Here is a 22836-nt window from a genome sequence, read left to right as displayed (position 1 = left end):
CTACTCCTGCGCTGATCTTTGAGTCCCGACGGGAGACCCGATGCTGCCCTGCATGTCGTGCATGCGATGCTCGACTTCACGGGAACGATTCATGCCTTCGTATTTGTCGATGATGCTCTGGAACAAGTCCGGCTGGACCGATGCGTAATGCTCAACCGGGTGCTTGAACGTCGGCTTGGCAAGTCGGGCATAACTGTCTTTGTCCAACCGTCCTTGCCCCGCCCGCACGTCGGCGACCCACTTGTCGAAGCCCGCTGCATCGGTGGCAAGTGTCCGAAAGTGCATGTCGGAGAAACCCGGGCCGTTGTAGTTGGCGGCGATGCCCCGGTACTCCCCGGCCTCGTTGGCGATCAGGTGCAGTTGGGTCTGCATGCCGGCCATGGCATAGATCTGCCCGCCCAGCGCCGGAATGAAAAACGAGGTCATGGCGCCGTCCGAGGTCACGCGAAAATTCACCGGTGTGTCCAGTGGCATGGCCAGTTCGTTGACCGAGGCAATGCCCAGCTCCGGATAGATGAACAGCCATTTCCAGTCGGTCGCGATGACCTGCACCACCAGCGGCTTGACGTCCGAATCCAGCGGTCGGTACGGATCCAGCGCATGGGTCGACTTCCAGGTAACCACGCCGAGAATGATGATGATCACCAACGGGACGCCCCAGACCACCGTTTCGATCTTGCGTGAATGGGCCCACTCCGGCGTGTACTTGGCCTTGGTATTGGAGGCGCGGTACTTCACGGAAAAGACCAACGCCATGACGATGACCGGCACCACTACCAGCAACATCAACAGCGTCGAGAGAATGATCAAGTTGCGTTGGTCAACGCCGACCTGTCCCTTGGGATTGAACAACACCATGTCGCAACCGCCGAGCAACAGCATCCCGCCGACCAGCAACAACCTTGATAGATGCCAAGGCAGTCGAGTTCGCATGTCTTACACTTCGCTTATTGAGTGTTAGCCAGTTGCCGAGCGATCCTGTCTTTGATCGACAGGCGCTGTTCCTTGAGTCTGCGGATGTCATCATCCTCGACGTTGCCCGCCGATATCGATTCGGCGGCCAGGACCTGGTTATCCACGTCCGTGTATTCGTCCAGCAGTCGATCAAGTTCCGGGTCTTGCTGGCGACGCTGTTGGACCGTCTCTTTGCTGCAATTCAAATCCTGATAGAGATCATGAGAAGCAGGCATGGCCTTCTCCTTTAGCAGTGTTGTTGGGTACACGATTTTTAGAATTGCCCCCTCTGGCTAAGTTGAGAGAAACATCCGGAAACGGTGACGAACGGCACTGCCGACAAAAAAAAGCCCACGAGACGTGGGCAAAAGGGAAAGCTCTTTTTTCGCCTGGGCGGCTCAGGAAGATTGTCTGCCGGCGGCCGGCGACATGGCGGTGGAATCCACCCGCACCGTGTGCGCCTGGTTTACGGCCCGCTCCCATTCCCTGGCATCGTGACTGCAGAAAATCTCGACGTGCCCGTTCTGGACTTGCGCCAACTCGCGAAGGCGATCCTGGTTGCGCATCCGTGCCGAACGGTAGGTGTCCATCATGTATTGGTAGAACCTCAGCCCCGGCGGGCAATGGCGCTCGGGTTGATGGACCTCGTCATGGAAAAAATAGGCATCACCGGCGTGCAGCAGCCAACCGTCCGGAGTGCGCAGGGCAATCCCGGCATGTCCGGCGGTGTGCCCCTGAAGCGGCACCAGGAAAATGTCCTCTTCCTCGGCGCCGATCAGCGCGCGCACCGAATCGAAGCCGAACCAGGTATCGCCTTCGGGGGCATAGAACTCCCAGCTATCGACGCCCTGCCACTGCCGCGCCTGGAACCGTCGTCGACTTATCCAGGTGTCGGCGCTGCGGGCCGTCGCCATCTCGTCGCGCATTACATGCACCCGGGCCTGGGGAAAATCCTGGAGCCCGCCGGCGTGATCGAAATCCAGGTGCGTCAGCAGGATGTGCCGTACATCGTTGGCCTCGAAACCCAAGCGCCGCACCTGCTCCAAAGCCGTGAGGCGATGCTCGAACTGGATGTTGTTGAACACTCGAAAGAATCGACTCAGCCGTTGCGGTGTCTGCACATCCCGCTGGCCAAACCCGGTGTCCACCAGGACCAGACCGTTGGTGTCGGTTTCAATCAGCAGGCAATGACACACCAGGCACGCCGTCAGCCCCCGGCTGTAACCATCGAATAGCGCCCCGCCTACCGGGCACATGCATCCGCAGTTCAGGTGATGGATACGCATGGATGGCCTCCTTTCACGGGGATATTTGTCTCTTGAAATCGACTGGAAGCAGGCGCGGTGAATTCCGCGCAGGCGACGGGCGGCGCAACCCACAAGCGGTGGAAACGGGCTCGCTGGAAGCAGGCGACTCCGCTTGACTGGCGGTACGCAGGAGGAATTTTCTACATACATGGAGATTCGCCAGCGAATCCCCTTATCATGCCGCCCATGATTAAAGATCCCTTTGCCCGACTGGGCCTGGACCGCGAGGTCCTGACTGTCAGCCAGCTCAACGGCCGTGCGCGGGTGTTGCTCGAAGACGTGTTCAGCAACATCTGGGTCGAGGGCGAGATTTCCAACCTCGCCCGCCCCGCCTCCGGCCACGTGTATTTCACGCTCAAGGACAGCGGCGCCCAGGTGCGTTGCGCGCTGTTCCGACAGAACGCCGCTCGGGTGCGCCAGGCATTGAAAGACGGGCTGGCGGTAAAGGTACGCGGCAAGGTCTCGCTGTTCGAGGGCCGTGGCGACTATCAACTGATCCTCGACGCCGTGGAGCCGGCCGGCGATGGCGCCCTACGCCTGGCGTTCGACGCCCTGAAGGAAAAGCTCAGCGCCGAAGGCCTGTTCAGTGCCGAGCGCAAGGTACCGCTGCCGGCCCATCCGCAACGCATCGGCATCATCAGTTCGCCCACCGGCGCGGTGATCCGCGACATCATCAGCGTGTTCCGTCGCCGCGCGCCGCAGATTTCCCTGACGCTGATTCCGACCGCCGTGCAGGGCCGTGAAGCCACCGCACAGATCGTCCGCGCGCTGAAACTGGCCGATGCCCGAGGCTTCGATGCGCTGATCCTGGCCCGGGGCGGCGGTTCCCTGGAAGACTTGTGGTGCTTCAACGAAGAAGCCGTGGCTCGTGCGGTAGACGCCTGCGTCACGCCCATCGTCAGCGCGGTAGGCCATGAGACCGACGTCTCCATCAGCGATTTCGTCGCCGATGTGCGCGCCCCGACTCCGTCCGCCGCCGCCGAACTGCTCGCACCGGACGCCGGCGACCTGGTGCGCCGGGTCGAAAGCCTGCACCGGCGCCTGGTGATGCGCATGCGCGACCGCCTGATGCGCGACCAGTTGCGCCTCGAAGGCCTCACTCGCCGCCTGCGTCACCCCGGTGAACGCCTGCGCCAGCAAGCCCAGCGCCTCGACGACCTGGACATGCGCATGCGCCGGGCCTTCGAACGCAGCCTCAATACCCGCCGCGAACGCCTGATTCGCCTGGAAACCCGCCTGGCCGGGCAACATCCGGGCCGTCAGCTGGCCATGTTGCGCCATCGCCTCGACAGCCTCGCCGAACGCCTGCCCCGAGCCATGCGCGAAGGCCTGAAAACCCGCCGCGTACAGTTGCACAACCAGATGCAGACGCTGCATATCGTCAGCCCGCTGGCGACCCTTGGTCGCGGCTACAGCATCCTGCTCGACGAACGCGGCCATGCAATCCGCAACGCCGGACAAACCCGCACCGGCCAGCGCCTGACCGCCAGGCTCGGCGAAGGGGAACTGCTGGTGCGGGTCGAAGACAATCACCTGACACCGGTCACCCTTTCTCTACTGGATTGATTCATGCCGCGATTTCTCGCTCCCCTGCTCTTGCTGTGCCTCGCCGCCAACGCCCAGGCTGACAGTTACATCACTCGCCTGCTGAACAAGCCGGTGCCCGGCGGCGTGGCCGTGGTGGATCTGGGCAGCGCGGCCCAGGCGCCGAAAGCCACGTACCAGGGCAAACCGGTGCTGGTGGTCAAGGAACAGCAGAACTGGCTGGCAATTGTCGGCATTCCGCTGACCGTCCAACCCGGCACCCAGCAGATCAGCAGTGGCGGCGCCACCCAGCCCTTCGTGGTTGGCTACAAGAAATACCCCGAGCAGCACATCACCCTGAAAAACAAGCGCCAGGTCAATCCGGACCCGGCGGATCTGAAGCGCATCGAGGCCGAGCTTGCGGTGCAGTTGAAGGCCTACCGCAGCTTCAGCCCCAACATCCCCAGCAACCTGCTGCTGGACAAACCGGTGAACGGCCCGCTGTCGAGCAAGTTCGGGGTGCGCCGCTTTTTCAACGGCGAAGAGCGCAACCCTCATTCCGGCCTGGACTTCGCCGTGCCCGCCGGCACGCCGATCAAGACCCCGGCCGCCGGCAAGGTGATCCTCACCGGCAACTACTTTTTCAATGGCAACACCGTGTTCGTCGACCATGGCCAAGGCTTCATCAGCATGTTCTGCCACATGTCGAAGATCGACGTGAAGGTCGGCCAGCAACTGGCGCGCGGCACCGTGGTCGGCAAGGTTGGCGCCACAGGCCGCGCGACCGGGCCGCACATGCACTGGAACATCAGCCTGAATGATGCGCGGGTGGATCCGGCGATCTTTATCGGGGCGTTTCAGCCCTGAGTGTTTGTGGTGAGGCTACTGGCCTCATCGCGAGCAAGCTCGCTCCCACATGGGGATCTCAGTGAACATAACATTTGCAATCAACACAGATCCCCTGTGGGAGCGAGCTTGCTCGCGATGACGGCAGTCGCATCACCACTATCCTGGGAATTGCCAAGCCTTAAATATCGACGCAATCCTTAGGATACAAACTGTCTATATGCGCGATTAAATCTCGCAAACCCACCCAAAAACAGAACTTCTCCCAATTTTTCCCGACTGCTTGCAACCCCCCGGCCACGCGGTTAGGGTTGAGGGCATGAAAACCTCTCACACCCTCATTCAGCTTCGCCAGCACCGCAGCCTGTGCCTCGTCAGCGCACGACTGCCGGGCTGAATCGCGGCACCTCGTCCAGGCGTGAAGCCAACCCGTTCGAACCACCGGCAGGCCGCCTCTTTCCGGCCACGACAATAAGGATTTCCCCATGAGCATGCTCAAAGACCCGTCTTCGAAGTACCGCGCCTTCCCGACCATCAACCTGCCGGATCGCACCTGGCCGTCGAAGACCATCACCGCCGCGCCGATCTGGTGCAGCTCCGACCTCCGCGATGGCAACCAGTCGCTGATCGAGCCGATGGATGCGGCCAAGAAACTGCGCTTCTGGAAAACCCTCGTTGCAGTGGGCGTGAAGGAAATCGAAGCATCGTTCCCGGCCGCTTCGCAGACTGACTTCGACTTTGTGCGCACCCTCATCGAAGAAGGCCACATCCCGGACGACACCACCATCCAGGTGCTGACCCAGGCCCGTGAAGACCTGATCGCTCGCACCTTCGAGTCCCTGCGTGGCGCGAAGAAAGCCATCGTCCACCTGTATAACGCCACCTGCCCGTCGTTTCGCCGCATCGTGTTCAACCAGGACAAGGAAGGCGTGAAGGAAATCGCCGTGAACGCGGCCAAGCTGTTCGTCAAATACGCCGCCCAGCAGCCGGAAACCCAATGGCAGTTCGAGTACTCGCCAGAAACCTTCAGCGCGACCGAGCTGGAGTTCGCCAAGGAAGTCTGCGACGCGGTGATCGAAGTGTGGAACCCGACGCCTGAGCGCAAGGTGATCCTCAACCTGCCGGCCACCGTCGAAGTCGCCACTCCGAACATCTACGCCGACCAGATCGAGTGGTTCCACCGCAACATCACCCGGCGTGACAGCGTGCTCATCAGCCTGCACACCCACAACGACCGTGGCACCGGCGTGGCCGCCACCGAGCTGGGCCTGATGGCCGGCGCCGACCGTGTCGAAGGCTGCCTGTTCGGCAACGGCGAGCGCACCGGCAACGTCGACTTGGTGACCGTGGCGCTGAACCTGTACACCCAGGGCATCGACCCTGAGCTGGACTTCTCCGACATCGACGGCGTGCGCAAGGTCGTCGAGGAATGCAACCAGATCCCGGTCCACCCACGTCACCCGTATGTCGGCGACCTGGTCCATACCGCGTTCTCCGGCTCGCACCAAGACGCAATCCGCAAGGGCTTCGCCCAGCAGAAACCGGATACCCTGTGGGAAGTACCGTACCTGCCGATCGACCCGGCCGACATCGGCCGCAGCTACGAAGCGGTGATCCGCGTGAATAGCCAGTCGGGCAAGGGCGGCATCGCCTACCTCCTGGAGCAGGAATATGGCATCAGCCTGCCGCGTCGCATGCAGATCGAGTTCAGCCAGGTGGTACAGCGTGAAACCGATCGCCTGGGCCTGGAAATGACTGCCCAGCAGATCCACGCCCTGCTCCAGCGCGAGTACTTGCAAGCCAACACTCCGTACGCGCTGGTCAGCCATCGCCTGCAGGAAGAGAACGGCAACAGCGCCGTGGAAGTGGAAGTCGCCAGCAAGGGCCAGGGCGAGACCAACCTGCACTGGCGTGGCCGAGGCAACGGCGCGCTGGAAGCGCTGGTGGCCGGGCTGCCGATTCCGGTGGAAATCATGGACTACAACGAACACGCCATCGGCGCCGGCACCAACGCCAAGGCTGCGGCGTACATCGAACTGCGCGTCAACGGCGAACGTGCGGTGCACGGCGTGGGCATCGATGAAAACATCACCACGGCGAGCTTCAAGGCGCTGTTCAGCGCGCTGAACCGCTCGCTGAGCCAGCCGGAAGCCAAGGCGGCTTGATCGGTCGCTGAAAAACAAAAGGCCCCGGGGTGTGAACCTCGGGGCCTTTTGTTTGGCTTGGTTTTGGGTTGGCTGTTCCGGCCTCTTCGCGAGCAGGCTCGCTCCCACAATAGTCGGCGTTATGCAAAACAATGTGGGAGCGAGCTTGCTCGCGATAGCGGCCTAACAGGCAACACAAATATCAGGCATGGGTATCGATCGAAACCGTCATCGCCTGCAGCAGCGCGGCCTGAAGGGTCTGCAATGTGGCCTGGGTCCCCATGATCTGGGTCTGGATCGCCATGGCCTGCTGGGCTTTCTGCTCCTCGTCGGCCCGGCTTTTCTGCACGCGGGCCAATTGGGCCTGCTGATCGGCCAGCAACTTTTCGGTCCTTTCGATCTGCTTCTTCAACTGCTCGATGATATTACTGCCATTGCTGCCGCCAACACCGGCGATATTCGCCCCGCTGGTGTCGACTTTCAGTTCCTTGTCCTTGTCTTCGCCTGTGTCAGGCGATACCACCGGACTGACGGCTTTCTCTTCCTCGGCGCCCCTGATGGAGACTTTGGGGGCCGACAGCGGATAAGGGTTTACGGTCGTTGCGCTGATACTGGTCATGGGCACTCCTCCTTGGCTGACCTGTTATCGGCGTGCAATACCATTCCTTGAGGGCTGAATCGTTTCAATAGATGAATTCGAAGCGATCAGCGTCCAGGTTCGCCGGAAAGCGTGTGCGATACGCCGCCAGGTCCGCCGCGCTCAGGCACACCGTGAACACGCCGTCGGCGTCGCCGGCACTGAGCAGCGTCTCGCCCTGAAAGTCCAGCACCTGACTGTCTCCGGTATAAGCGAAGCCCTTGCCGTCGGTGCCGATCCGGTTCACCGCCGCCACATAGCAGAGATTTTCGATGGCCCGTGCCGGCAGCAGCCGGTTCCAGTGCTGACGCCGGGCGCCCGGCCAGTTGGCGGTGTATAGCAACAGGTCGGTGTCCTCGGCATCGCGACTCCAAGCCGGGAAGCGCAGGTCGTAGCAGATCAGCGGCCGAATCCGCCAGCCCTTGAGCTCGAACAACACCTGCTGGTCACCCGGTGTGTAATGGTTGTGCTCGCCGGCCATGCGAAACAGATGACGCTTGTCGTAATGCAGCACCTCGCCATCCGGACGCGCCCACAGCAAGCGATTGCGATGGCTGCCGTCGGCGGCCTGGATGATCACGCTGCCGGTGATCACGGCGTCCAGCTTTGCCGCCTGGGCCTTGAGCCACTGGCTGGCGGGGCCGTTCTCCGGCTCGGCCAGGGCCTCGGACTCCATGGAAAAACCGGTGGTGAACATTTCCGGCAGGATGATCAGGTCCGCCCCGCGCGCCTGTTCGAGCAGCGCGTCAAAATGTTCCAGGTTGGCCCCGCGGTCATGCCAGGCCAGCGTAGTCTGGATCAAGGCAATGTTCAGATTGGACAACGCGCTCAGATCACGCATAGTTTTTCCGCCGCTTCGCGCAGCGTCTCCTCGCGTTTGGCAAAACACAGGCGCACCAGGCGCTGGCCCTGCGGCGGGTTCTGGTAGAACACCGAGATCGGAATGGTCGCCACGCCGTGTTCGCGGGTCATCCAGAGCGCCATGTCGACGTCACTGAGGTCCGGGCGGATCTGCGAATAATCCACCAACTGGAAATACGTGCCGGCGACACGCTGGAAAGTGAAGCGCGACGGCGCCAGCAGATCGCAGAACAGGTCGCGCTTGGCCTGATAGAAATCCGGCAGTTCATCGACATGCTCCGGATGCTCGGCCATGTAGTCGGCCAACGCGTATTGCAACGGTGTCACGCCGCAGAAACTGACGTACTGGTGCACCTTGCGCAGCTCCGCCGTCAGGGCCGCTGGCGCGACGACGTAGCCGGTTTTCCAGCCCGTGACGTGGTAGGTCTTGCCGAACGAACTGACGACGAAGGCACGGCGATAAAGCTCTTCGTGGGCAAGGACGCTGACATGGGGCACGTCGTCGAATACCAGATGCTCATAAACCTCATCGCTGATCAGGTAGATGTCGCGGTCGCGAATCAACGCCGCCAACTGGTCCAGCTCGGCGCGGCTGATCAATGCGCCGCTGGGGTTGTGCGGCGTGTTGAGGATGATCATTCGCGTGCGCGGACTCAGGGCTTCGCCAAGCTTCTGGAAGTCGATGGCAAAATCATCCAGGCCCAGTTGCACATGTACGCAACGCCCGCCGGCCAGTTGCACGGCAGGTTCGTAGCTGTCGTACGCTGGGTCGAAGACGATCACTTCGTCGCCGCTGTGTACCACCGCCGCGATGGCGCAGAAAATCGCCTGGGTCGCGCCGGGGGTCACGGTGACTTCCTGATCGGCGTCGACGCTGGCGCCATAGCTGCGGGCGATCTTTGCCGCGATCTGCTGGCGCAGGGCTGGCAGGCCGGTCATCGGCGAATATTGATTGTGGCCTTGGGCGATATGCCGGCCCACTGCATCGCGCAGGGCCTGCGGGCCATCGAAATCGGGAAACCCCTGGGACAGGTTCAGCGCACCGGTCTGCGCGGCAAGCTGGGACATCCGGGTAAAAATGGTGATGCCGACATTCGGCAACTTGCTGGTGATCATCGAGGGTTCCCTGGGTCTGCACCCGGCTCTGGCGCGGCGCGGGAGAGGTCGAGGATAGCCCAATCGCCGGGCATGAAAAAGGGTGCCCGTGGGCACCCTCTTCAATTGTTGCCGAACACCGTGGCGAGGGAGCTTGCTCCCGCTGGGTTGCGAAGCAGCCCCAAAATGTATCCACCACAGCGGTGCATCAGACAAAACGCAGGGGGCTGCTGCGCAGCCCAGCGGGAGCAAGCTCCCTCGCCACAAAAGCGGTCCTGAGAAGCCAGGATCAGCGCTTGTCGCGGCGCTTCTTGTCGGCCTTCTTGTGGTGCGACATCAAGCGGCGCTTCTTGTTGACCTGGCGGTCGGTGAGCGTGTTCTTGTTGCCTTCGTACGGGTTCTCGCCGCCCTTGAACTCGATGCGGATCGGCGTACCGACCAGCTTCAGGACGCGACGGTAAGTGTTTTCCAGATAACGAACGTAGGACTTGGGCACCTTCTCGATCTGGTTACCGTGGATCACGATGATCGGTGGGTTGGCACCGCCCAAGTGGGCGTAGCGCAGCTTGATCCGGCGGTTGTTGACCATCGGTGGCGCATGCTCGCCGACCGCGTCTTCGAGGATCTGGGTCAGGCGGTTGGTCGGCCAGCGGGTAACCGCCGACTTGAACGAGTTCTGCACCGAGGCGTAGAGGTTGCCCACGCCGGTACCGTGCAGGGCCGAGATGAAGTGGATGTCGGCAAAGTCGACGAAGAACAGCCGACGCTGCAGTTCGACCTTGACGTAATCGCGCTCGCTCGGCGTCATGCCGTCCCACTTGTTAATCGCGATGACCAGTGCACGACCGGCTTCCAGGGCGAAACCCAGCAGGTTCAAGTCGTGATCGACCACGCCTTCGCGGGCGTCCATCACGAAGATCACCACGTTGGCGTCTTTGATCGCCTGCAGCGTTTTGACCACGGAGAATTTTTCGACTTCTTCGTGGATCTTGCCGCGCTTGCGCACACCGGCCGTGTCTATCAGCGTGTACTTCTCTTCGTTACGCTCGAAGGGAATGTAGATGCTGTCACGGGTGGTGCCGGGCTGGTCGTAGACGATGACCCGGTCTTCACCGAGCATGCGGTTGACCAGCGTCGACTTGCCGACGTTCGGGCGGCCGATGATAGCGATCTTGATGCCGTCCTTTTCGCTCGGACCCGGAATGCGCTTGGCTTCCTCGCCCTCGGCAACGACTTCTTCCTCGCCCTCTTCCGGCTCGTCTTCATCGTCCTTGGGGAAATCAGCCAGGGCGATTTCCAGCATCTGGGTGATGCCGCGACCGTGGGCACCGGCGATCGGAATCGCCTGGCCCATGCCCAAAGGTGCGAACTCGGCACGAGCCATGTCCGGGTCGATGTTGTCGACCTTGTTGGCAACCACATAGGAACGCTTGTTACGTTTGCGCAAATGCTCGGCGATCATCTGGTCGGCGGCGGTAAAACCAGCCTTGGCGTCTACCAGGAACAGCACCACATCGGCTTCTTCAATGGCGAGCAGCGACTGCTCGGCCATTTTTTCGTCCATGCCGTGCTCATCACCGGAGATGCCGCCGGTGTCGACCAGAATATAGGTACGCCCTTGCCACTTGGCCTCACCGTATTGGCGATCACGGGTCAGACCGGACAAGTCGCCGACGATAGCGTCGCGAGTCCTGGTCAGGCGGTTGAACAAGGTGGACTTGCCGACGTTCGGTCGGCCCACCAGGGCGATTACGGGAACCATGCGGCTCTCCACTTCGTTATTTCAGAAAATACAAAAGCCGCTGCGAGGCAGCGGCTGGTGCTCGGGGGCCACCTTGTGGGAGCGAGCCTGCTCGCGAAAGCAGTGGGTCAGTCGACATACAGGCCGCTGGACCAGCGCATTCGCGAGCAGGCTCGCGCCTACAAAGGTGAAGCCGCTTGGGAATTAACCCAAGCATAGTCTTACTTGATGGTCAGGGCTTCCAGTTTGCCGCTGTTGCCATACACATAGATCATGTTTCCCACCACCAGCGGACGGGCACGCAGGCCGTCGCTGTCGATGCGCTCGCGACCGACGAAACGACCGTCAACCTGGCTGAGCAGGTGCAGGTAACCTTCCAGGTCACCCACTGCAACGTAGCTGGAGAACACTTCCGGGGCCGACAGTTGGCGACGGGCCAGGGAGTCGTTGCTCCACAATGCGGTAGTGGAACGCTCGTCAACGCCTTCGACGGTGCCCGAGGACAGGGTCACGTAGACGCTGCCGAAACCTTGGGCGACACCGGCGTAGCTCGACGCATCGCGCTGCCACAACGGACGACCGCTTTCCAGGTCCAGCGCCGCAACGCGGCCCTGATAACTGGCGACGTACAGCGTACCGCCGGACAGCAGCAGGCCGCCGTCGATGTCGACCACACGCTCCAGCTCCGAACGACCTTGCGGGATCGCTACGCGCTGTTCCCAGACCGGTACGCCGTTGGAAATATCCAGGGCCACGACTTTACCGGTCGACAAGCCAGCCACCGCGAGGCGGTTGGTGACGATCGGCGCACTGGTGCCACGCAGGGTCAGTACCGCCGGAGTGCTGTCGTACAACCAGCGCTGGTTGCCGGTGGCGGCATCCAGGCCAATCAGGCGGTCGTCCTGGGTCTGCACCACCACCACGTCACCGTTGGTAGCGGGCGGCGCGAGCACTTCGCTGGTCACGCGGGCGCGCCATCTCTCTTCACCGCTGCTCGCGTCCAGGGCGACGATCTCGCCCTTGAGCGTGCCGATCATGACCAGCCCGTAACCCACGCCAACGGCGCCGGACACAGGCAGCTCAAGATCCTTTTCCCATTTGACGTCGCCGCTCATGCGATCCATGGCCATGACGACGCCAGTCACGTCGCCGGCATAGAGGGTGTCGCCGTCGATGGCCGGCACCAGCATGTTGTAGGTTTCACCCTGGCCGTCACCGATGGAGCGGCTCCATTGCTTCTGCAGCACGACTTCTTCTTTGAAATCGGTCAGTTCGGCCGGAGGCAGTTCTTTCTTGCTGTTGCTGCTGCAACCCGCGGCCAGAATGGCCAGGGCCAGCAATGCTGCATGTTTCCAACGGATCACGTCACGCATCCCCTTTGGCCAGGTCGTCCAGCTTGATTTGCAGGCCACCGACTGCGGCTTCATCCGACAGCGCAGCCTTGGCTTTTTGGTAGGCCGCATGGGCCTCATTGGCACGGCCCAGCTGTACCAGCAGGTCGCCCTTGAGTTCTTCGCGGGTAGCCAGGAACGCCTTGTCGGCGTCGCCGTCGAGCAGCTTCAGCGCGTCTTCGGCCTTGTTCTGTGCCGCCAGCACCTGCGCCAGGCGCTGACGCGCGACTTCGCCCAGGGTTGGGTTGGCCGGTTTGTCGACGATGGCTTTCAGCTCGGTGACCGCGTCGTCCAGCTTGCCGCTGTCGACCGCGACCTTGGCCACGAACAGGCTGCCGTACTGGGCGTAGGCGGTGCCGCCGAACTCTTTGTTGAGCTTGCCGGCCAGGTCCGCCACGCGCGCCGCGTCAGGCTTGCCGTCGGGGGTCAGGGTGGTTTCCAGCAGTTGCTGGTAAAGCACCGAGGCACCTTGCGACTGGTTGCTCTGGTATTTCTGGTAGGCCTGCCAGCCGAACACTATGACCAGCGCCAACAGGCCGCCAGTGACCAGCGGCTTGCCGTTGCGCGTCCACCAGTCCTTCAAATCCGCCAGCTGTTCATCTTCGGTACTCGACACCCCAATACTCCTTAATCGCTAAATCGGCTGTTTGACAGCTTCAACCCTGCACGACGCAGGTGGCCAGGTGTGCAGCAAGCGCATCCCAGGCAATGCTTTGTTGTTCGCCCTGGCCACGCAGGGGTTTGAAACCTACCACTTGTTGAGCCAGTTCGTCGTCACCAAGAATCAGTGCGTACAGTGCACCGCTCTTGTCGGCCTTCTTGAATTGGCTCTTGAAGCTGCCGGCGCCGGCGTTGATCTGCAGACGCAGGTTGGGCAACTGATCGCGCACTCGCTCGCTCAGGGCCAGGGCGGCCAGTTCGGCGGCCTCGCCAAAGGCGCAGAGGTACACATCGACCTGGCGGGCCAGTTCTTCCGGCACCTTGTCCAGCGCTTCAAGCATCAGCACCAGGCGCTCGATACCCATGGCAAAACCCACGCCCGGGGTCGGCTTGCCGCCCATCTGCTCCACCAGCCCGTCGTAGCGGCCACCGGCGCACACGGTGCCCTGGGCCCCGAGCTTGTCGGTGACCCATTCGAAGACGGTCTTGCTGTAGTAATCCAGGCCACGGACCAACTTGGGGTTGATCACGTAAGGGATGCCGACGGCGTCCAGACGTGCCTTCAGCCCTTCGAAATGCGCGCGGGATTCGTCGTCGAGGTAGTCGGCCATTTTCGGCGCGTCCACCAGGATCGCCTGGGTCTCCGGGTGCTTGGTATCAAGCACGCGCAGCGGGTTGGTCTTCAGGCGGCGCTGGCTGTCTTCGTCGAGCTTGTCGACATGGGCGGACAAAAATTCCACCAACGCCTCGCGGTAGCGGCCACGGGATTCGCTGGTGCCCAGGCTGTTGAGCTCAAGCTTGACCGCATCGCGCAGGCCCAGCTCGCCCCACAGGCGCCAGGTCATCACGATCAGCTCGGCATCGATGTCCGGACCTTCCAGGTTGAATACTTCAAGGCCGATCTGGTGAAACTGGCGATAACGACCTTTCTGCGGACGCTCGTGGCGGAACATCGGGCCGATGTACCAGAGTTTCTGCACCTGGCCGCCGCCGGTGATGCCGTGCTCAAGCACTGCACGCACGCATGCTGCCGTGCCTTCGGGGCGCAGGGTCAGGGAATCGCCGTTGCGGTCGTCGAAGGTGTACATCTCTTTTTCGACGATGTCGGTCACTTCACCGATGGAGCGCTTGAACAGCTCGGTGAACTCGACGATGGGCATGCGGATCTGCCGGTAACCGTAGTTATCCAGCAGGCGCGCGACGGTGCCCTCGAAATAGCGCCACAGGGGCGTCTGCTCGGGCAGGATGTCGTTCATGCCACGAATGGCTTGCAGAGACTTGCTCACGTGTATTCCTTAATCTTGCGACTTAACCGCGCGCGATGACCGCTGCGTCGGCTTCGACCTTTTCGGCCGCTTTCTGGCGGATCAGCTTTTCCAGCTCATCCACCAGATTGTCATTCGTCAGTTTCTGCGACGGCTTGCCGTCGATGTAAATCAGGTTCGGCGTGCCGCCCGTCAGGCCGATATGGGCCTCCTTGGCTTCGCCGGGCCCGTTGACCACGCAACCGATCACCGCGACATCCAGCGGCACCAGCAGGTCTTCAAGGCGCCCTTCCAGCTCGTTCATGGTCTTGACCACATCGAAGTTCTGCCGCGAGCAGCTCGGGCAGGCGATGAAGTTGATCCCACGAGAACGCAGGTGCAGGGACTTGAGGATGTCGTAGCCGACTTTCACTTCCTCGACCGGGTCCGCCGCCAACGAGATGCGGATGGTATCGCCAATCCCTTCGGCGAGCAGCATACCGAGGCCGACGGCAGATTTCACCGTACCCGAGCGCAACCCACCGGCTTCGGTGATGCCCAGGTGCAACGGCTGGACGATTTCCTTGGCCAGCAGGCGGTAGGCTTCGACGGCCATGAACACGTCGGAGGCCTTCACGCTGACCTTGAAGTCCGGGAAATTCAGGCGTTCGAGGTGCTCGACATGGCGCAGCGCCGATTCCACCAGCGCGGCCGGAGTCGGTTCGCCGTACTTCTTCTGCAGGTCTTTTTCCAGGGAACCGGCGTTGACGCCGATGCGGATCGGAATGCCCCGGTCACGGGCGGCATCCACCACCGCGCGCACCCGATCTTCGCGACCGATGTTGCCCGGGTTGATGCGCAGGCAGTCGACGCCCAGCTCGGCCACGCGCAAGGCAATGCGGTAGTCGAAGTGAATGTCGGCCACCAACGGCACCTTGACCAGCTGCTTGATCTTGCCGAACGCCTCGGCGGCGTCCATGTCCGGCACGGATACGCGCACGATATCGACGCCGGCGGCTTCAAGACGATTGATTTGCGCGACCGTGGCGGCCACGTCATTGGTGTCGCTGTTGGTCATGCTCTGCACAGCGATTGGCGCATCGCCGCCCACGGGCACGTTACCGACCCAGATCTTCCGGGATTCGCGACGCTTGATAGGAGATTCGCCGTGCATGACTTATTGACCCAACTTCAGGCGAGCGGTCTCGCCACTGGTGAACGGAGCCACATCGACCGGCTGGCCGTTGTAGCTGACCTGCGCGCCACGGGCATAGCCCAGGCGTACGGCAAACGGCGGCCGGCCGTTGACGGACGTGCTGTCGCCCTTGCGCTTGAGGCCGCTGAACAGGACCTTGCCGTTGCCGTCGGTAATCTGCGTCCAGCAATCGGCGGTGAACTGGATCTGTACCTGGCCATCGCCGGGCGCAGGAGCCGGGGCCGCCGGGGTTGCTGGCGCTGCTGGCACGGCCGGAGCGGCCACGGTTGGCGCTAGCGTGACGGGGGCTGGAGCCGCCGGGGTGGTCGGCGCGCTGCCGGCATGGGCCGGAGCCGTGGGGGCGGCGGGTGTTGGGGCTGGCGCGGGAGCGGATGGCACGACAGGCTCGGCACCCGCGGCGGCATCGGTCTCGCCGCTGTCCTGGCCTTGAGGCAATGCCAGGGCGGTTTCACCCTCGGTCTGCCCCTCGACAACAGCCTGGTCTTCCGGCTCATCCAGCGGATGAATCTGGGTGGTGCCGTCGGCGCCTTCGACTTCGACATGCTCAGGGTTCATCGCAACCGGCTCCTTGCTGCGCAAGGAAGCCTGATCCTGCCACCAGACGAAACCGCCACCGATCACCGCGATCAGCAGCAACAGGCTGACGATACGCAAAATGGTATGGGAAACGCGCACTGGCTCCTCGATACGGCCCAGGCTGTGCACACTGCTGCCCTGGGCGTCGGAACCGGTGTATTGATCGAATTGCTGGACCAGCACGGTCTGGTCCATGCCAAGCAACTTGGCATAGGCGCGGATGTAGCCCCGGGCGAAAGTATGCCCAGGCAATTTGTCGAACGCGCCGGCTTCCAGATTGCTCAGGGAAGTCACGGTGAGATTGAGCTTGAGGGCCACTTCGGCCAGCGACCAACCATTGCTTTCGCGGGCTTGACGCAGGGTCTCACCGGGATTTACGCGAGTCGCTGCTACAACTTCGGGATGCGCCGCTTTCATCATTGCTCCGACAGGTATTGCTGATATTCCGGCGTACCGGGATAGAGTCTTTTGAGTTGCAGGCCATAACTGGCGGCCTTGTCACGATCTTCAAACACATGCGCCAGCCGAACGCCGAGCAATAGACTACGTGCATTTTGCTCGCTGAGCAGGCTAAACCGCTCGTAATAGTCGCGAGCGGGCACATAATGCCTGTCTTCGTAAGACAACTCAGCCATTTCCAGCAACGCGCGCGGTTGCTGGCGGTTGAGCCGCAGCGCCTTTTCGAGCTGCTGGCGGGCCAGGTCACGCTGGCCGAGTTTCGCGGCGGTCATGCCGAGGTTCTCGAACACCCGCGAACGCTCAGGGTAAAGGGTATCGGCGGCCGCTTGCTCGAAGCGCTCGTAGGCTTCCTTGTAGCGTGCCTGCTCGTAGAGGAAGCTGCCGTAGTTGTTCAGGATCCGGGCGTCTTGCGGGCGGGCGGACAACGCCTTGCGAAAGTGTTCGTCGGCCAGTTCCGGCTCCATCTCGGCCTGGAACACCAGGGCCAGCGCCGCATTGGCATCGGCGTCCGAGCTGTCCAGCTCAAGGGCCTTCTTGAGCGGCACCTTGGCCCGTTCGGTCATGCCCTGTTGCAAATAGCCGATGCCCAGCTGCACATAGGCCTCGCGCGCTTCGTCACGGCCCTTGCTGGTTTTCATCGGGTTATAGTCGCCCGACAGAACACAACCGGAACAAAGGCCGGCCAACAGCAACAGCAGCGCAAAGCGCAGGGACATAGAGTTCCTCTCTTAGTGACTGTTCGCAGCGTTCTGTACTGCATCGTCCGCGGCGTTCAATTCGCGCACGGCAATGTAGCGTTCGCTGCGACGGGTGCGATCCAGCACCTGTCCTACCAATTGGCCACACGCGGCATCGATGTCTTCGCCACGGGTGGTGCGCACGGTGACGTTGAAGCCAGCGTGGTGAAGCTGATCCTGGAACCGACGAATCGCATTGTTGCTCGGACGCTCGTAGCCGGAATGCGGGAACGGATTGAACGGGATCAGGTTGATCTTGCACGGGATGTTCTTGAGCAGCTCGATCATCTCGACCGCGTGTTCAACCTTGTCATTCACGTCCTTGAGCAAGGTGTACTCGATGGTCAGCACGCGCTTTTCGCCCAAGGACGACATGTAGCGCTGGCACGACTCGAGCAGCATCTTAAGCGGATACTTCTTGTTGATCGGCACCAATTGGTTACGCAATGCGTCATTCGGTGCGTGCAGCGACAACGCCAGCGAGACGTCGATGTGCTTGGCCAGCTCATCGATCATCGGCACCACGCCGGAGGTGGACAGGGTCACGCGGCGCTTGGAGATGCCGTAGCCCAGGTCATCCATCATCAGGTGCATGGCGGCGACGACGTTGTCGAAGTTCAGCAGCGGCTCACCCATGCCCATCATCACCACGTTGGTGATGGCACGGTCGACGGTTGCCGGGACGCTGCCAAAGGATTTGTTGGCAATCCACACCTGGCCGATCACTTCGGCGGCGGTGAGGTTGCTGTTGAAGCCTTGCTTGCCGGTGGAGCAGAAACTGCAATCCAGGGCACAGCCTGCCTGGGACGAAACGCACAAGGTGCCGCGCTTGCCCTGGGGAATGTAGACGGTCTCGACGCAGCTGCCGGACGCCACGCGCACCACCCACTTGCGGGTGCCGTCGCTGGAAATGTCCTGGCTGACCACTTCGGGGCCGCGAATCTCGGCAACGGCCTTGAGCTTTTCGCGCAGGGCCTTGCCGACATTCGTCATGGCGTCGAAATCGTCGACGCCAAAGTGGTGAATCCATTTCATCACCTGACCGGCACGGAAACGCTTCTCCCCGATCGAGTCGAAGAATTTCTCCATTTCCGGCTGGGTCAGGCCCAACAGGTTGGTTTTGCCGTTCGATGTAGTCATGGATTCACCTTCACTCAAAAGCCTGGGCTTAGCGAGTGGTTACTTCAGTAGCGGAGAAAAAGTAAGCGATTTCGCGAGCAGCGGCGACTTCGGAGTCCGAACCGTGGACGGCGTTGGCGTCGATGGATTCAGCGAAGTCAGCACGGATGGTGCCGGCAGCAGCTTCTTTAGGGTTGGTAGCGCCCATCAGCTCACGGTTGCGAGCGATGGCGTTTTCGCCTTCCAGCACCTGAACGACAACCGGACCGGAAGTCATGAAGGCAACCAGTTCACCGAAGAAACCGCGCTCGCTGTGCTCAGCGTAGAAGCCTTCGGCTTCGGCTTTGGACAGTTGCTTCATTTTCGAAGCTACAACGCGCAGGCCAGCGTCTTCGAAGCGGGTAATGATCTTGCCGATCACGTTTTTAGCAACGGCGTCAGGCTTGATGATGGAGAAAGTACGTTGAACAGCCATGGTGTAACTCCAGAAACGGTAATTTACGAAAAATTAAACCCGCGAATTATACGCGGGTTCTTGGGTATTGCCTAACCTGCGAGGCGATCAGTCCAATTCTGCGGCCCAGAGCTCCTGAACCGCTTCCAACACCTTCTCGCCGACTCGGCCAGAGGTGGAATCGAAGTCAGGCAGCTCAAGGATCATCTGCTGCAGACGGACGAAACCTACAGAGTACGGATCGAGACCCTCGTGGGCTTCGGCCAATTCTTCCGCGATGCGTTGTACATCATTCCAACCATAGCTCATGACAGTGTCACCATCAGTGCGGCGCTTCGGCCGCATGGTTAAGTGAGTATCTCGGGATTTCGACGGTCAGGTCTTCAGTGCCGACGATGGCCTGGCACCCCAGACGCGACTGCGGCTCAAGCCCCCAGGCGCGGTCAAGAAAGTCTTCTTCCAGCTCGTCCGCCTCTTCCAGCGACTCGAAACCTTCACGAATGATGCAGTGGCAGGTCGTGCAAGCGCAAACGCCGCCACAGGCGCTTTCCATCTCGATGTGGTGTTCGTGGGCCAGGTCAAGAATGGACGTTCCGGGCTCGGCCTCCACGACCATGCCCTCAGGACAGAACTTCTCGTGGGGCAGAAAAATCACCTGCGGCATCAGTTATTCCTCGATTTCATTCAGGTTGCGCCCCGCCAGGGCGGCTTTCACCGTCGAGTCCAGGCGGCGGGCAGCAAAGGCATCGGTGACTTGCGACAGACGCTTGGTCTGCTGCTCGACGGCATAACCATCCGTGCCCTTGATCAATTCGGAGAGTTCTTGCATCTGCATTTCGATGACCATGCGCTCCTCGGCGTCGAGCAAGCGCTCGCCGTCGGCTTCGAGGGCGGCCTGCACGGCTTCGATCAAGCGCTGGGCGTCGACCTGTTGCTCGCGCAGCACACGGGCGACCTTGTCGTCGCTGGCGTGCTGGAACGAATCCTTGAGCATCTTGGCGATTTCGCCGTCGGTCAGGCCGTAGGACGGCTTGACCTGGATGCTAGCCTCGACGCCCGAACCAAGCTCGCGGGCAGAGACATTGAGCAGGCCATCGGCGTCGACCTGGAAGGTCACGCGAATCTTCGCCGCGCCAGCGACCATCGCCGGGATGCCGCGCAATTCGAAACGCGCCAGGGAGCGGCAGTCGCTGATCAACTCACGCTCGCCTTGCAGCACATGAATCATCATGGCCGACTGGCCGTCTTTATAAGTGGTGAAATCCTGGGCGCGGGCGACGGGGATGGTGGTGTTGCGCGGGATCACCTTCTCCATCAGCCCGCCCATGGTTTCCAGGCCCAGGGACAACGGAATCACGTCGAGCAGCAGCAATTCGCCGCCATCGCGCTTGTTGCCAGCCAGGGTATCGGCCTGGATCGCGGCGCCGATGGCGACCACCTGGTCCGGGTCGATTTCAGTCAGCGGCTGGTGGCCAAAGGCTTCGGCAACGGCTTCGCGAACCCGAGGCACGCGGGTCGAACCACCGACCATGACCACGGCCTTGACATCTTCCAGCTCGACGCCGGAATCACGCACGGCACGGCGGCAGGCCTTGAGGCTGCGGGCGACCATGGGTTCGATCAGGGCATTGAAGGCTTCGCGGGTCAGCGTGGCTGTCCACTCGCCGTAAGCGACTTCAACGCTGGCGGCGTCGGTCAAGGCTTCCTTGGCGGCGCAGGCGGTTTGCAGCAGATGGCGCTGGGTCCCCGGATCGAGATCAGCGGACAAGCCCGCCTGCTCGATGATCCAGCCGGCAATAGCGTGATCGAAATCGTCGCCGCCCAGGGCGCTGTCGCCACCGGTGGCGAGGACTTCGAAGACCCCGCCGGTCAGGCGCAGGATCGAAATATCAAACGTGCCGCCGCCCAGGTCGTAAATGGCGACGAGGCCCTCGGCATGCTGGTCCAGCCCGTACGCCACCGCAGCCGCCGTCGGCTCGTTGAGCAGACGCAGCACGTTGAGACCGGCGAGCTTGGCCGCGTCCTTGGTGGCTTGGCGCTGGGCGTCATCGAAATAGGCCGGGACGGTGATCACCGCGCCCACCAGTTCACCGCCCAACGCGGCTTCGGCGCGCTGACGCAGGACCTTGAGGATATCAGCGGAGACTTCTACCGGGCTTTTCGGGCCTTGCACGGTTTCGATGAACGGCATGTGGGATTCGCCGCCGACGAAACGGTACGGCAGTTGATCGCCCAATTGCTTGACGTCGGACAGACCACGGCCCATCAAGCGCTTGACCGACACGACGGTATTGAGTGGATCGGTGGCGGCGGCCAGCTTGGCCGACTCGCCGACTTCGACGCGATCGGCGTGGTAGCGCACGGCAGACGGCAGGATCACCCGCCCCTGCTCGTCGGCCAGCGGCTCGGAAAGACCGCTGCGCAAGGCAGCGACCAGGGAATTGGTGGTACCCAAGTCGATCCCGACAGCCAGGCGACGCTGGTGCGGTTGTGGACTTTGGCCGGGTTCGGCGATCTGCAGTAGGGCCATCGTAATCAGGACTTATCTGTAATCAGGCGTGCGACCGGAGCGGCACTGGGTTAATCGTCGAGGCGCTCTTCCAGCTGGCGCACTTCGTAGGTCAGCTTGTCGAGGAACTGCATGCGCCGCATCAGGCGTTCGGCCTGTTCGCGTTGCGCAGCGTCGTTCCAGCAGGCGGCGAAGCTCTCGTTGAGTTCTTGCTGGGCGTCTTTCAGGCGACGCTTGAAGACCGCGACACCCGCCAGGTCGGCGCTGTCCTGCAGGTCTTCGAGCTCCTCGCGCCATTGCATCTGCTGCAACAGGAACTCGGGATCGTGTACCGTGACTTCCAGGGGCAGCTCATGACCGCTGATGGCGAGCAGGTACCGCGCGCGCTTGGCCGGACTCTTGAGCGTCTGGTAGGCCTCGTTGAGGTTCGCCGACTGCTCGAGCGCCCGCCGCTGCTCAGCCTCGGAGGCATCGGCAAAGCGGTCGGGGTGGACACCACGGGCCAGTTCCAGATAACGCGCGGACAACTGATCGAGGTCCAGCTGGAAAGCAGGCTGCAACTGGAACAACGCAAAATGACAAGGAGTACCCACGAGCAGCCTCAGATATTGAAGCTTTCGCCGCAGCCACACTCACCGCGCACGTTGGGGTTGTTGAACTTGAAGCCTTCGTTCAACCCTTCCTTGACGAAATCCAGCTCGGTGCCGTCCAGATACGTCAGGCTCTTGGGGTCGATGATCACTTTCTGACCATGACTCTCGAACACCTGATCGTCTTCACCGACTTCGTCGACGAATTCCAGTACATAGGCGAGGCCGGAACAACCCGTGGTGCGAACACCCAGGCGGATACCCTCGCCCTTGCCGCGCCCCGCAAGTGAGCGCTGGATATGGTTAGCTGCCGCTTCTGTCATCTGGATAGCCATGGAAACTCCTTACCGTAACGCGGATCAGATCAAGCCTTTCTTCTGCTTGTAGTCGCGAACGGCGGCCTTGATGGCGTCTTCAGCGAGTACCGAGCAGTGGATTTTCACTGGCGGCAAGGCCAGTTCTTCGGCCAACTGAGTGTTCTTGATGGTTTCGGCTTCGTCGAGGGTCTTGCCCTTCATCCACTCGGTGGCCAGGGAGCTGGACGCGATGGCGGAGCCGCAGCCGTAGGTCTTGAACTTGGCATCTTCGATGATGCCTTGCTCGTTGACCTTGATCTGCAGACGCATCACGTCGCCGCACGCCGGGGCGCCGACCATGCCGGTGCCGACGTCAGGATCCTGCGCGTCCATCTTGCCGACGTTGCGCGGGTTCTCGTAGTGGTCGATGACCTTTTCGCTATATGCCATTTGCTTCAATCCTCATCAGTGGAGCC

Annotated in this window: 24 protein-coding genes; 3 read left to right on the top strand and 21 right to left on the bottom strand. The window is 61.8% G+C overall.

The window, feature by feature from the left end:
* The 3 genes from cyoA to J3P96_RS05565 all read right to left on the bottom strand — a co-directional run bounded on the left by cyoA (position 1) and on the right by J3P96_RS05565 (position 2240).
* A complete protein-coding gene (cyoA, locus tag J3P96_RS05575; protein WP_434628568.1) occupies positions 1-933 on the bottom strand; it encodes a ubiquinol oxidase subunit II in 933 nt (310 codons plus the stop codon).
* Between the two features lie 14 nt (positions 934-947).
* Positions 948-1190: a YdcH family protein gene (locus J3P96_RS05570; RefSeq protein ID WP_434655904.1), complete on the bottom strand. Its 243-nt coding sequence runs from the start codon at positions 1188-1190 to the stop codon at positions 948-950.
* A 162-nt stretch (positions 1191-1352) separates the two neighbouring features.
* Entirely contained in the window at positions 1353-2240 is an 888-nt protein-coding gene (locus tag J3P96_RS05565; RefSeq protein ID WP_434571990.1) for an MBL fold metallo-hydrolase, read from the bottom strand.
* 207 nt (positions 2241-2447) lie between these two features.
* On the opposite strand from J3P96_RS05565, the gene xseA reads away from it, so the two are divergent.
* The 3 genes from xseA (at position 2448) to leuA (ending at position 6796) form a co-directional block, all read left to right on the top strand.
* Complete coding sequence (gene xseA, locus J3P96_RS05560; protein ID WP_434655902.1) at positions 2448-3827, top strand: exodeoxyribonuclease VII large subunit; 1380 nt, start codon at positions 2448-2450, stop codon at positions 3825-3827.
* Positions 3828-3830: 3 nt separating this feature from the next.
* Complete coding sequence (locus J3P96_RS05555) at positions 3831-4652, top strand: peptidoglycan DD-metalloendopeptidase family protein (RefSeq protein WP_434601770.1); 822 nt, start codon at positions 3831-3833, stop codon at positions 4650-4652.
* A 464-nt stretch (positions 4653-5116) separates the two neighbouring features.
* On the top strand, positions 5117-6796 hold the full coding sequence (gene leuA / locus J3P96_RS05550; RefSeq protein WP_305499003.1) for a 2-isopropylmalate synthase: 1680 nt from the start codon (positions 5117-5119) through the stop codon (positions 6794-6796).
* Positions 6797-6977: 181 nt separating this feature from the next.
* On the opposite strand, the gene J3P96_RS05545 is transcribed toward leuA, so the two are convergent.
* From J3P96_RS05545 to iscU, 18 genes are all read right to left on the bottom strand, one after another.
* A complete protein-coding gene (locus J3P96_RS05545; RefSeq protein ID WP_434571984.1) occupies positions 6978-7394 on the bottom strand; it encodes a hypothetical protein in 417 nt (138 codons plus the stop codon).
* Positions 7395-7458: 64 nt separating this feature from the next.
* Positions 7459-8253 carry an amidohydrolase gene (locus J3P96_RS05540; protein ID WP_434655898.1) on the bottom strand — a complete coding sequence of 265 codons (795 nt, stop codon included), beginning with the start codon at positions 8251-8253 and terminating at the stop codon, positions 7459-7461.
* Positions 8241-9389 carry a pyridoxal phosphate-dependent aminotransferase gene (locus J3P96_RS05535; protein ID WP_434655896.1) on the bottom strand — a complete coding sequence of 383 codons (1149 nt, stop codon included), beginning with the start codon at positions 9387-9389 and terminating at the stop codon, positions 8241-8243. The genes J3P96_RS05540 and J3P96_RS05535 overlap by 13 nt, the downstream gene beginning before the upstream one ends.
* Positions 9390-9657: 268 nt before the next feature.
* The gene (gene der / locus J3P96_RS05530) at positions 9658-11130 is read right to left on the bottom strand and encodes a ribosome biogenesis GTPase Der (protein ID WP_434571979.1); all 1473 of its coding nucleotides are present in this window, start codon (positions 11128-11130) and stop codon (positions 9658-9660) included.
* A 200-nt stretch (positions 11131-11330) separates the two neighbouring features.
* A complete protein-coding gene (gene bamB / locus J3P96_RS05525; protein ID WP_434655894.1) occupies positions 11331-12482 on the bottom strand; it encodes an outer membrane protein assembly factor BamB in 1152 nt (383 codons plus the stop codon).
* A complete protein-coding gene (locus tag J3P96_RS05520; protein ID WP_434571975.1) occupies positions 12475-13116 on the bottom strand; it encodes a YfgM family protein in 642 nt (213 codons plus the stop codon). The genes bamB and J3P96_RS05520 overlap by 8 nt, the downstream gene beginning before the upstream one ends.
* A 40-nt stretch (positions 13117-13156) precedes the next feature.
* Positions 13157-14446, bottom strand: a complete 1290-nt coding sequence (gene hisS / locus J3P96_RS05515; protein ID WP_305498998.1) for a histidine--tRNA ligase — start codon at positions 14444-14446, stop codon at positions 13157-13159.
* Between the two features lie 22 nt (positions 14447-14468).
* Positions 14469-15578, bottom strand: a complete 1110-nt coding sequence (ispG, locus tag J3P96_RS05510) for a flavodoxin-dependent (E)-4-hydroxy-3-methylbut-2-enyl-diphosphate synthase (protein WP_305498996.1) — start codon at positions 15576-15578, stop codon at positions 14469-14471.
* Positions 15579-15581: 3 nt separating this feature from the next.
* Entirely contained in the window at positions 15582-16613 is a 1032-nt protein-coding gene (locus J3P96_RS05505) for a RodZ domain-containing protein (protein ID WP_434655891.1), read from the bottom strand.
* Positions 16613-17371 (bottom strand): type IV pilus biogenesis/stability protein PilW, encoded by a 759-nt coding sequence (gene pilW / locus J3P96_RS05500; RefSeq protein WP_305498992.1) that lies wholly within the window; start codon positions 17369-17371, stop codon positions 16613-16615. Before pilW ends, J3P96_RS05505 begins: the two co-directional genes overlap by 1 nt.
* 12 nt (positions 17372-17383) lie before the next feature.
* Entirely contained in the window at positions 17384-18532 is a 1149-nt protein-coding gene (rlmN, locus tag J3P96_RS05495) for a 23S rRNA (adenine(2503)-C(2))-methyltransferase RlmN (RefSeq protein ID WP_092202362.1), read from the bottom strand.
* A 28-nt stretch (positions 18533-18560) separates the two neighbouring features.
* Positions 18561-18986: a nucleoside-diphosphate kinase gene (ndk, locus tag J3P96_RS05490; protein WP_434655889.1), complete on the bottom strand. Its 426-nt coding sequence runs from the start codon at positions 18984-18986 to the stop codon at positions 18561-18563.
* A gap of 87 nt (positions 18987-19073) precedes the next feature.
* Positions 19074-19274, bottom strand: a complete 201-nt coding sequence (gene iscX / locus J3P96_RS05485; RefSeq protein ID WP_047296339.1) for a Fe-S cluster assembly protein IscX — start codon at positions 19272-19274, stop codon at positions 19074-19076.
* A gap of 13 nt (positions 19275-19287) precedes the next feature.
* Positions 19288-19629, bottom strand: a complete 342-nt coding sequence (gene fdx, locus J3P96_RS05480) for an ISC system 2Fe-2S type ferredoxin (protein WP_434655887.1) — start codon at positions 19627-19629, stop codon at positions 19288-19290.
* A gap of 3 nt (positions 19630-19632) precedes the next feature.
* Positions 19633-21495 (bottom strand): Fe-S protein assembly chaperone HscA, encoded by a 1863-nt coding sequence (gene hscA / locus J3P96_RS05475; RefSeq protein WP_434655885.1) that lies wholly within the window; start codon positions 21493-21495, stop codon positions 19633-19635.
* Positions 21496-21545: 50 nt separating this feature from the next.
* A complete protein-coding gene (gene hscB / locus J3P96_RS05470; protein ID WP_305498984.1) occupies positions 21546-22067 on the bottom strand; it encodes a co-chaperone HscB in 522 nt (173 codons plus the stop codon).
* A gap of 8 nt (positions 22068-22075) precedes the next feature.
* Complete coding sequence (gene iscA, locus J3P96_RS05465) at positions 22076-22399, bottom strand: iron-sulfur cluster assembly protein IscA (protein ID WP_003185155.1); 324 nt, start codon at positions 22397-22399, stop codon at positions 22076-22078.
* A 24-nt stretch (positions 22400-22423) separates the two neighbouring features.
* Positions 22424-22810: a Fe-S cluster assembly scaffold IscU gene (gene iscU / locus J3P96_RS05460; protein ID WP_003185157.1), complete on the bottom strand. Its 387-nt coding sequence runs from the start codon at positions 22808-22810 to the stop codon at positions 22424-22426.
* Positions 22811-22836 lie beyond the last annotated feature (26 nt).

The organism is Pseudomonas sp. R3-56 (genome assembly GCF_051132075.1).
GTDB lineage: Bacteria > Pseudomonadota > Gammaproteobacteria > Pseudomonadales > Pseudomonadaceae > Aquipseudomonas.
Note: the sequence above shows the minus strand (reverse complement) of the source record. Positions and strands in the feature narration are given on the sequence as shown.

Coding starts and splice junctions, on each gene's coding strand:
- pilW (WP_305498992.1), bottom strand. CDS start 17,371: ATGTCCCTGCGCTTTGCGCTGCTGTTGCTGTTGGCCGGCCTTTGTTCC.
- xseA (WP_434655902.1), top strand. CDS start 2,448: ATGATTAAAGATCCCTTTGCCCGACTGGGCCTGGACCGCGAGGTCCTG.
- J3P96_RS05545 (WP_434571984.1), bottom strand. CDS start 7,394: ATGACCAGTATCAGCGCAACGACCGTAAACCCTTATCCGCTGTCGGCC.
- J3P96_RS05570 (WP_434655904.1), bottom strand. CDS start 1,190: ATGCCTGCTTCTCATGATCTCTATCAGGATTTGAATTGCAGCAAAGAG.
- iscA (WP_003185155.1), bottom strand. CDS start 22,399: ATGGCTATCCAGATGACAGAAGCGGCAGCTAACCATATCCAGCGCTCA.
- bamB (WP_434655894.1), bottom strand. CDS start 12,482: ATGCGTGACGTGATCCGTTGGAAACATGCAGCATTGCTGGCCCTGGCC.
- rlmN (WP_092202362.1), bottom strand. CDS start 18,532: ATGACTACATCGAACGGCAAAACCAACCTGTTGGGCCTGACCCAGCCG.
- J3P96_RS05555 (WP_434601770.1), top strand. CDS start 3,831: ATGCCGCGATTTCTCGCTCCCCTGCTCTTGCTGTGCCTCGCCGCCAAC.
- J3P96_RS05505 (WP_434655891.1), bottom strand. CDS start 16,613: ATGAAAGCGGCGCATCCCGAAGTTGTAGCAGCGACTCGCGTAAATCCC.
- J3P96_RS05535 (WP_434655896.1), bottom strand. CDS start 9,389: ATGATCACCAGCAAGTTGCCGAATGTCGGCATCACCATTTTTACCCGG.
- J3P96_RS05565 (WP_434571990.1), bottom strand. CDS start 2,240: ATGCGTATCCATCACCTGAACTGCGGATGCATGTGCCCGGTAGGCGGG.
- iscX (WP_047296339.1), bottom strand. CDS start 19,274: ATGAGCTATGGTTGGAATGATGTACAACGCATCGCGGAAGAATTGGCC.
- cyoA (WP_434628568.1), bottom strand. CDS start 933: ATGCGAACTCGACTGCCTTGGCATCTATCAAGGTTGTTGCTGGTCGGC.
- J3P96_RS05540 (WP_434655898.1), bottom strand. CDS start 8,253: ATGCGTGATCTGAGCGCGTTGTCCAATCTGAACATTGCCTTGATCCAG.
- iscU (WP_003185157.1), bottom strand. CDS start 22,810: ATGGCATATAGCGAAAAGGTCATCGACCACTACGAGAACCCGCGCAAC.
- fdx (WP_434655887.1), bottom strand. CDS start 19,629: ATGCCGCAGGTGATTTTTCTGCCCCACGAGAAGTTCTGTCCTGAGGGC.
- ispG (WP_305498996.1), bottom strand. CDS start 15,578: ATGCACGGCGAATCTCCTATCAAGCGTCGCGAATCCCGGAAGATCTGG.
- ndk (WP_434655889.1), bottom strand. CDS start 18,986: ATGGCTGTTCAACGTACTTTCTCCATCATCAAGCCTGACGCCGTTGCT.
- der (WP_434571979.1), bottom strand. CDS start 11,130: ATGGTTCCCGTAATCGCCCTGGTGGGCCGACCGAACGTCGGCAAGTCC.
- leuA (WP_305499003.1), top strand. CDS start 5,117: ATGAGCATGCTCAAAGACCCGTCTTCGAAGTACCGCGCCTTCCCGACC.
- hscA (WP_434655885.1), bottom strand. CDS start 21,495: ATGGCCCTACTGCAGATCGCCGAACCCGGCCAAAGTCCACAACCGCAC.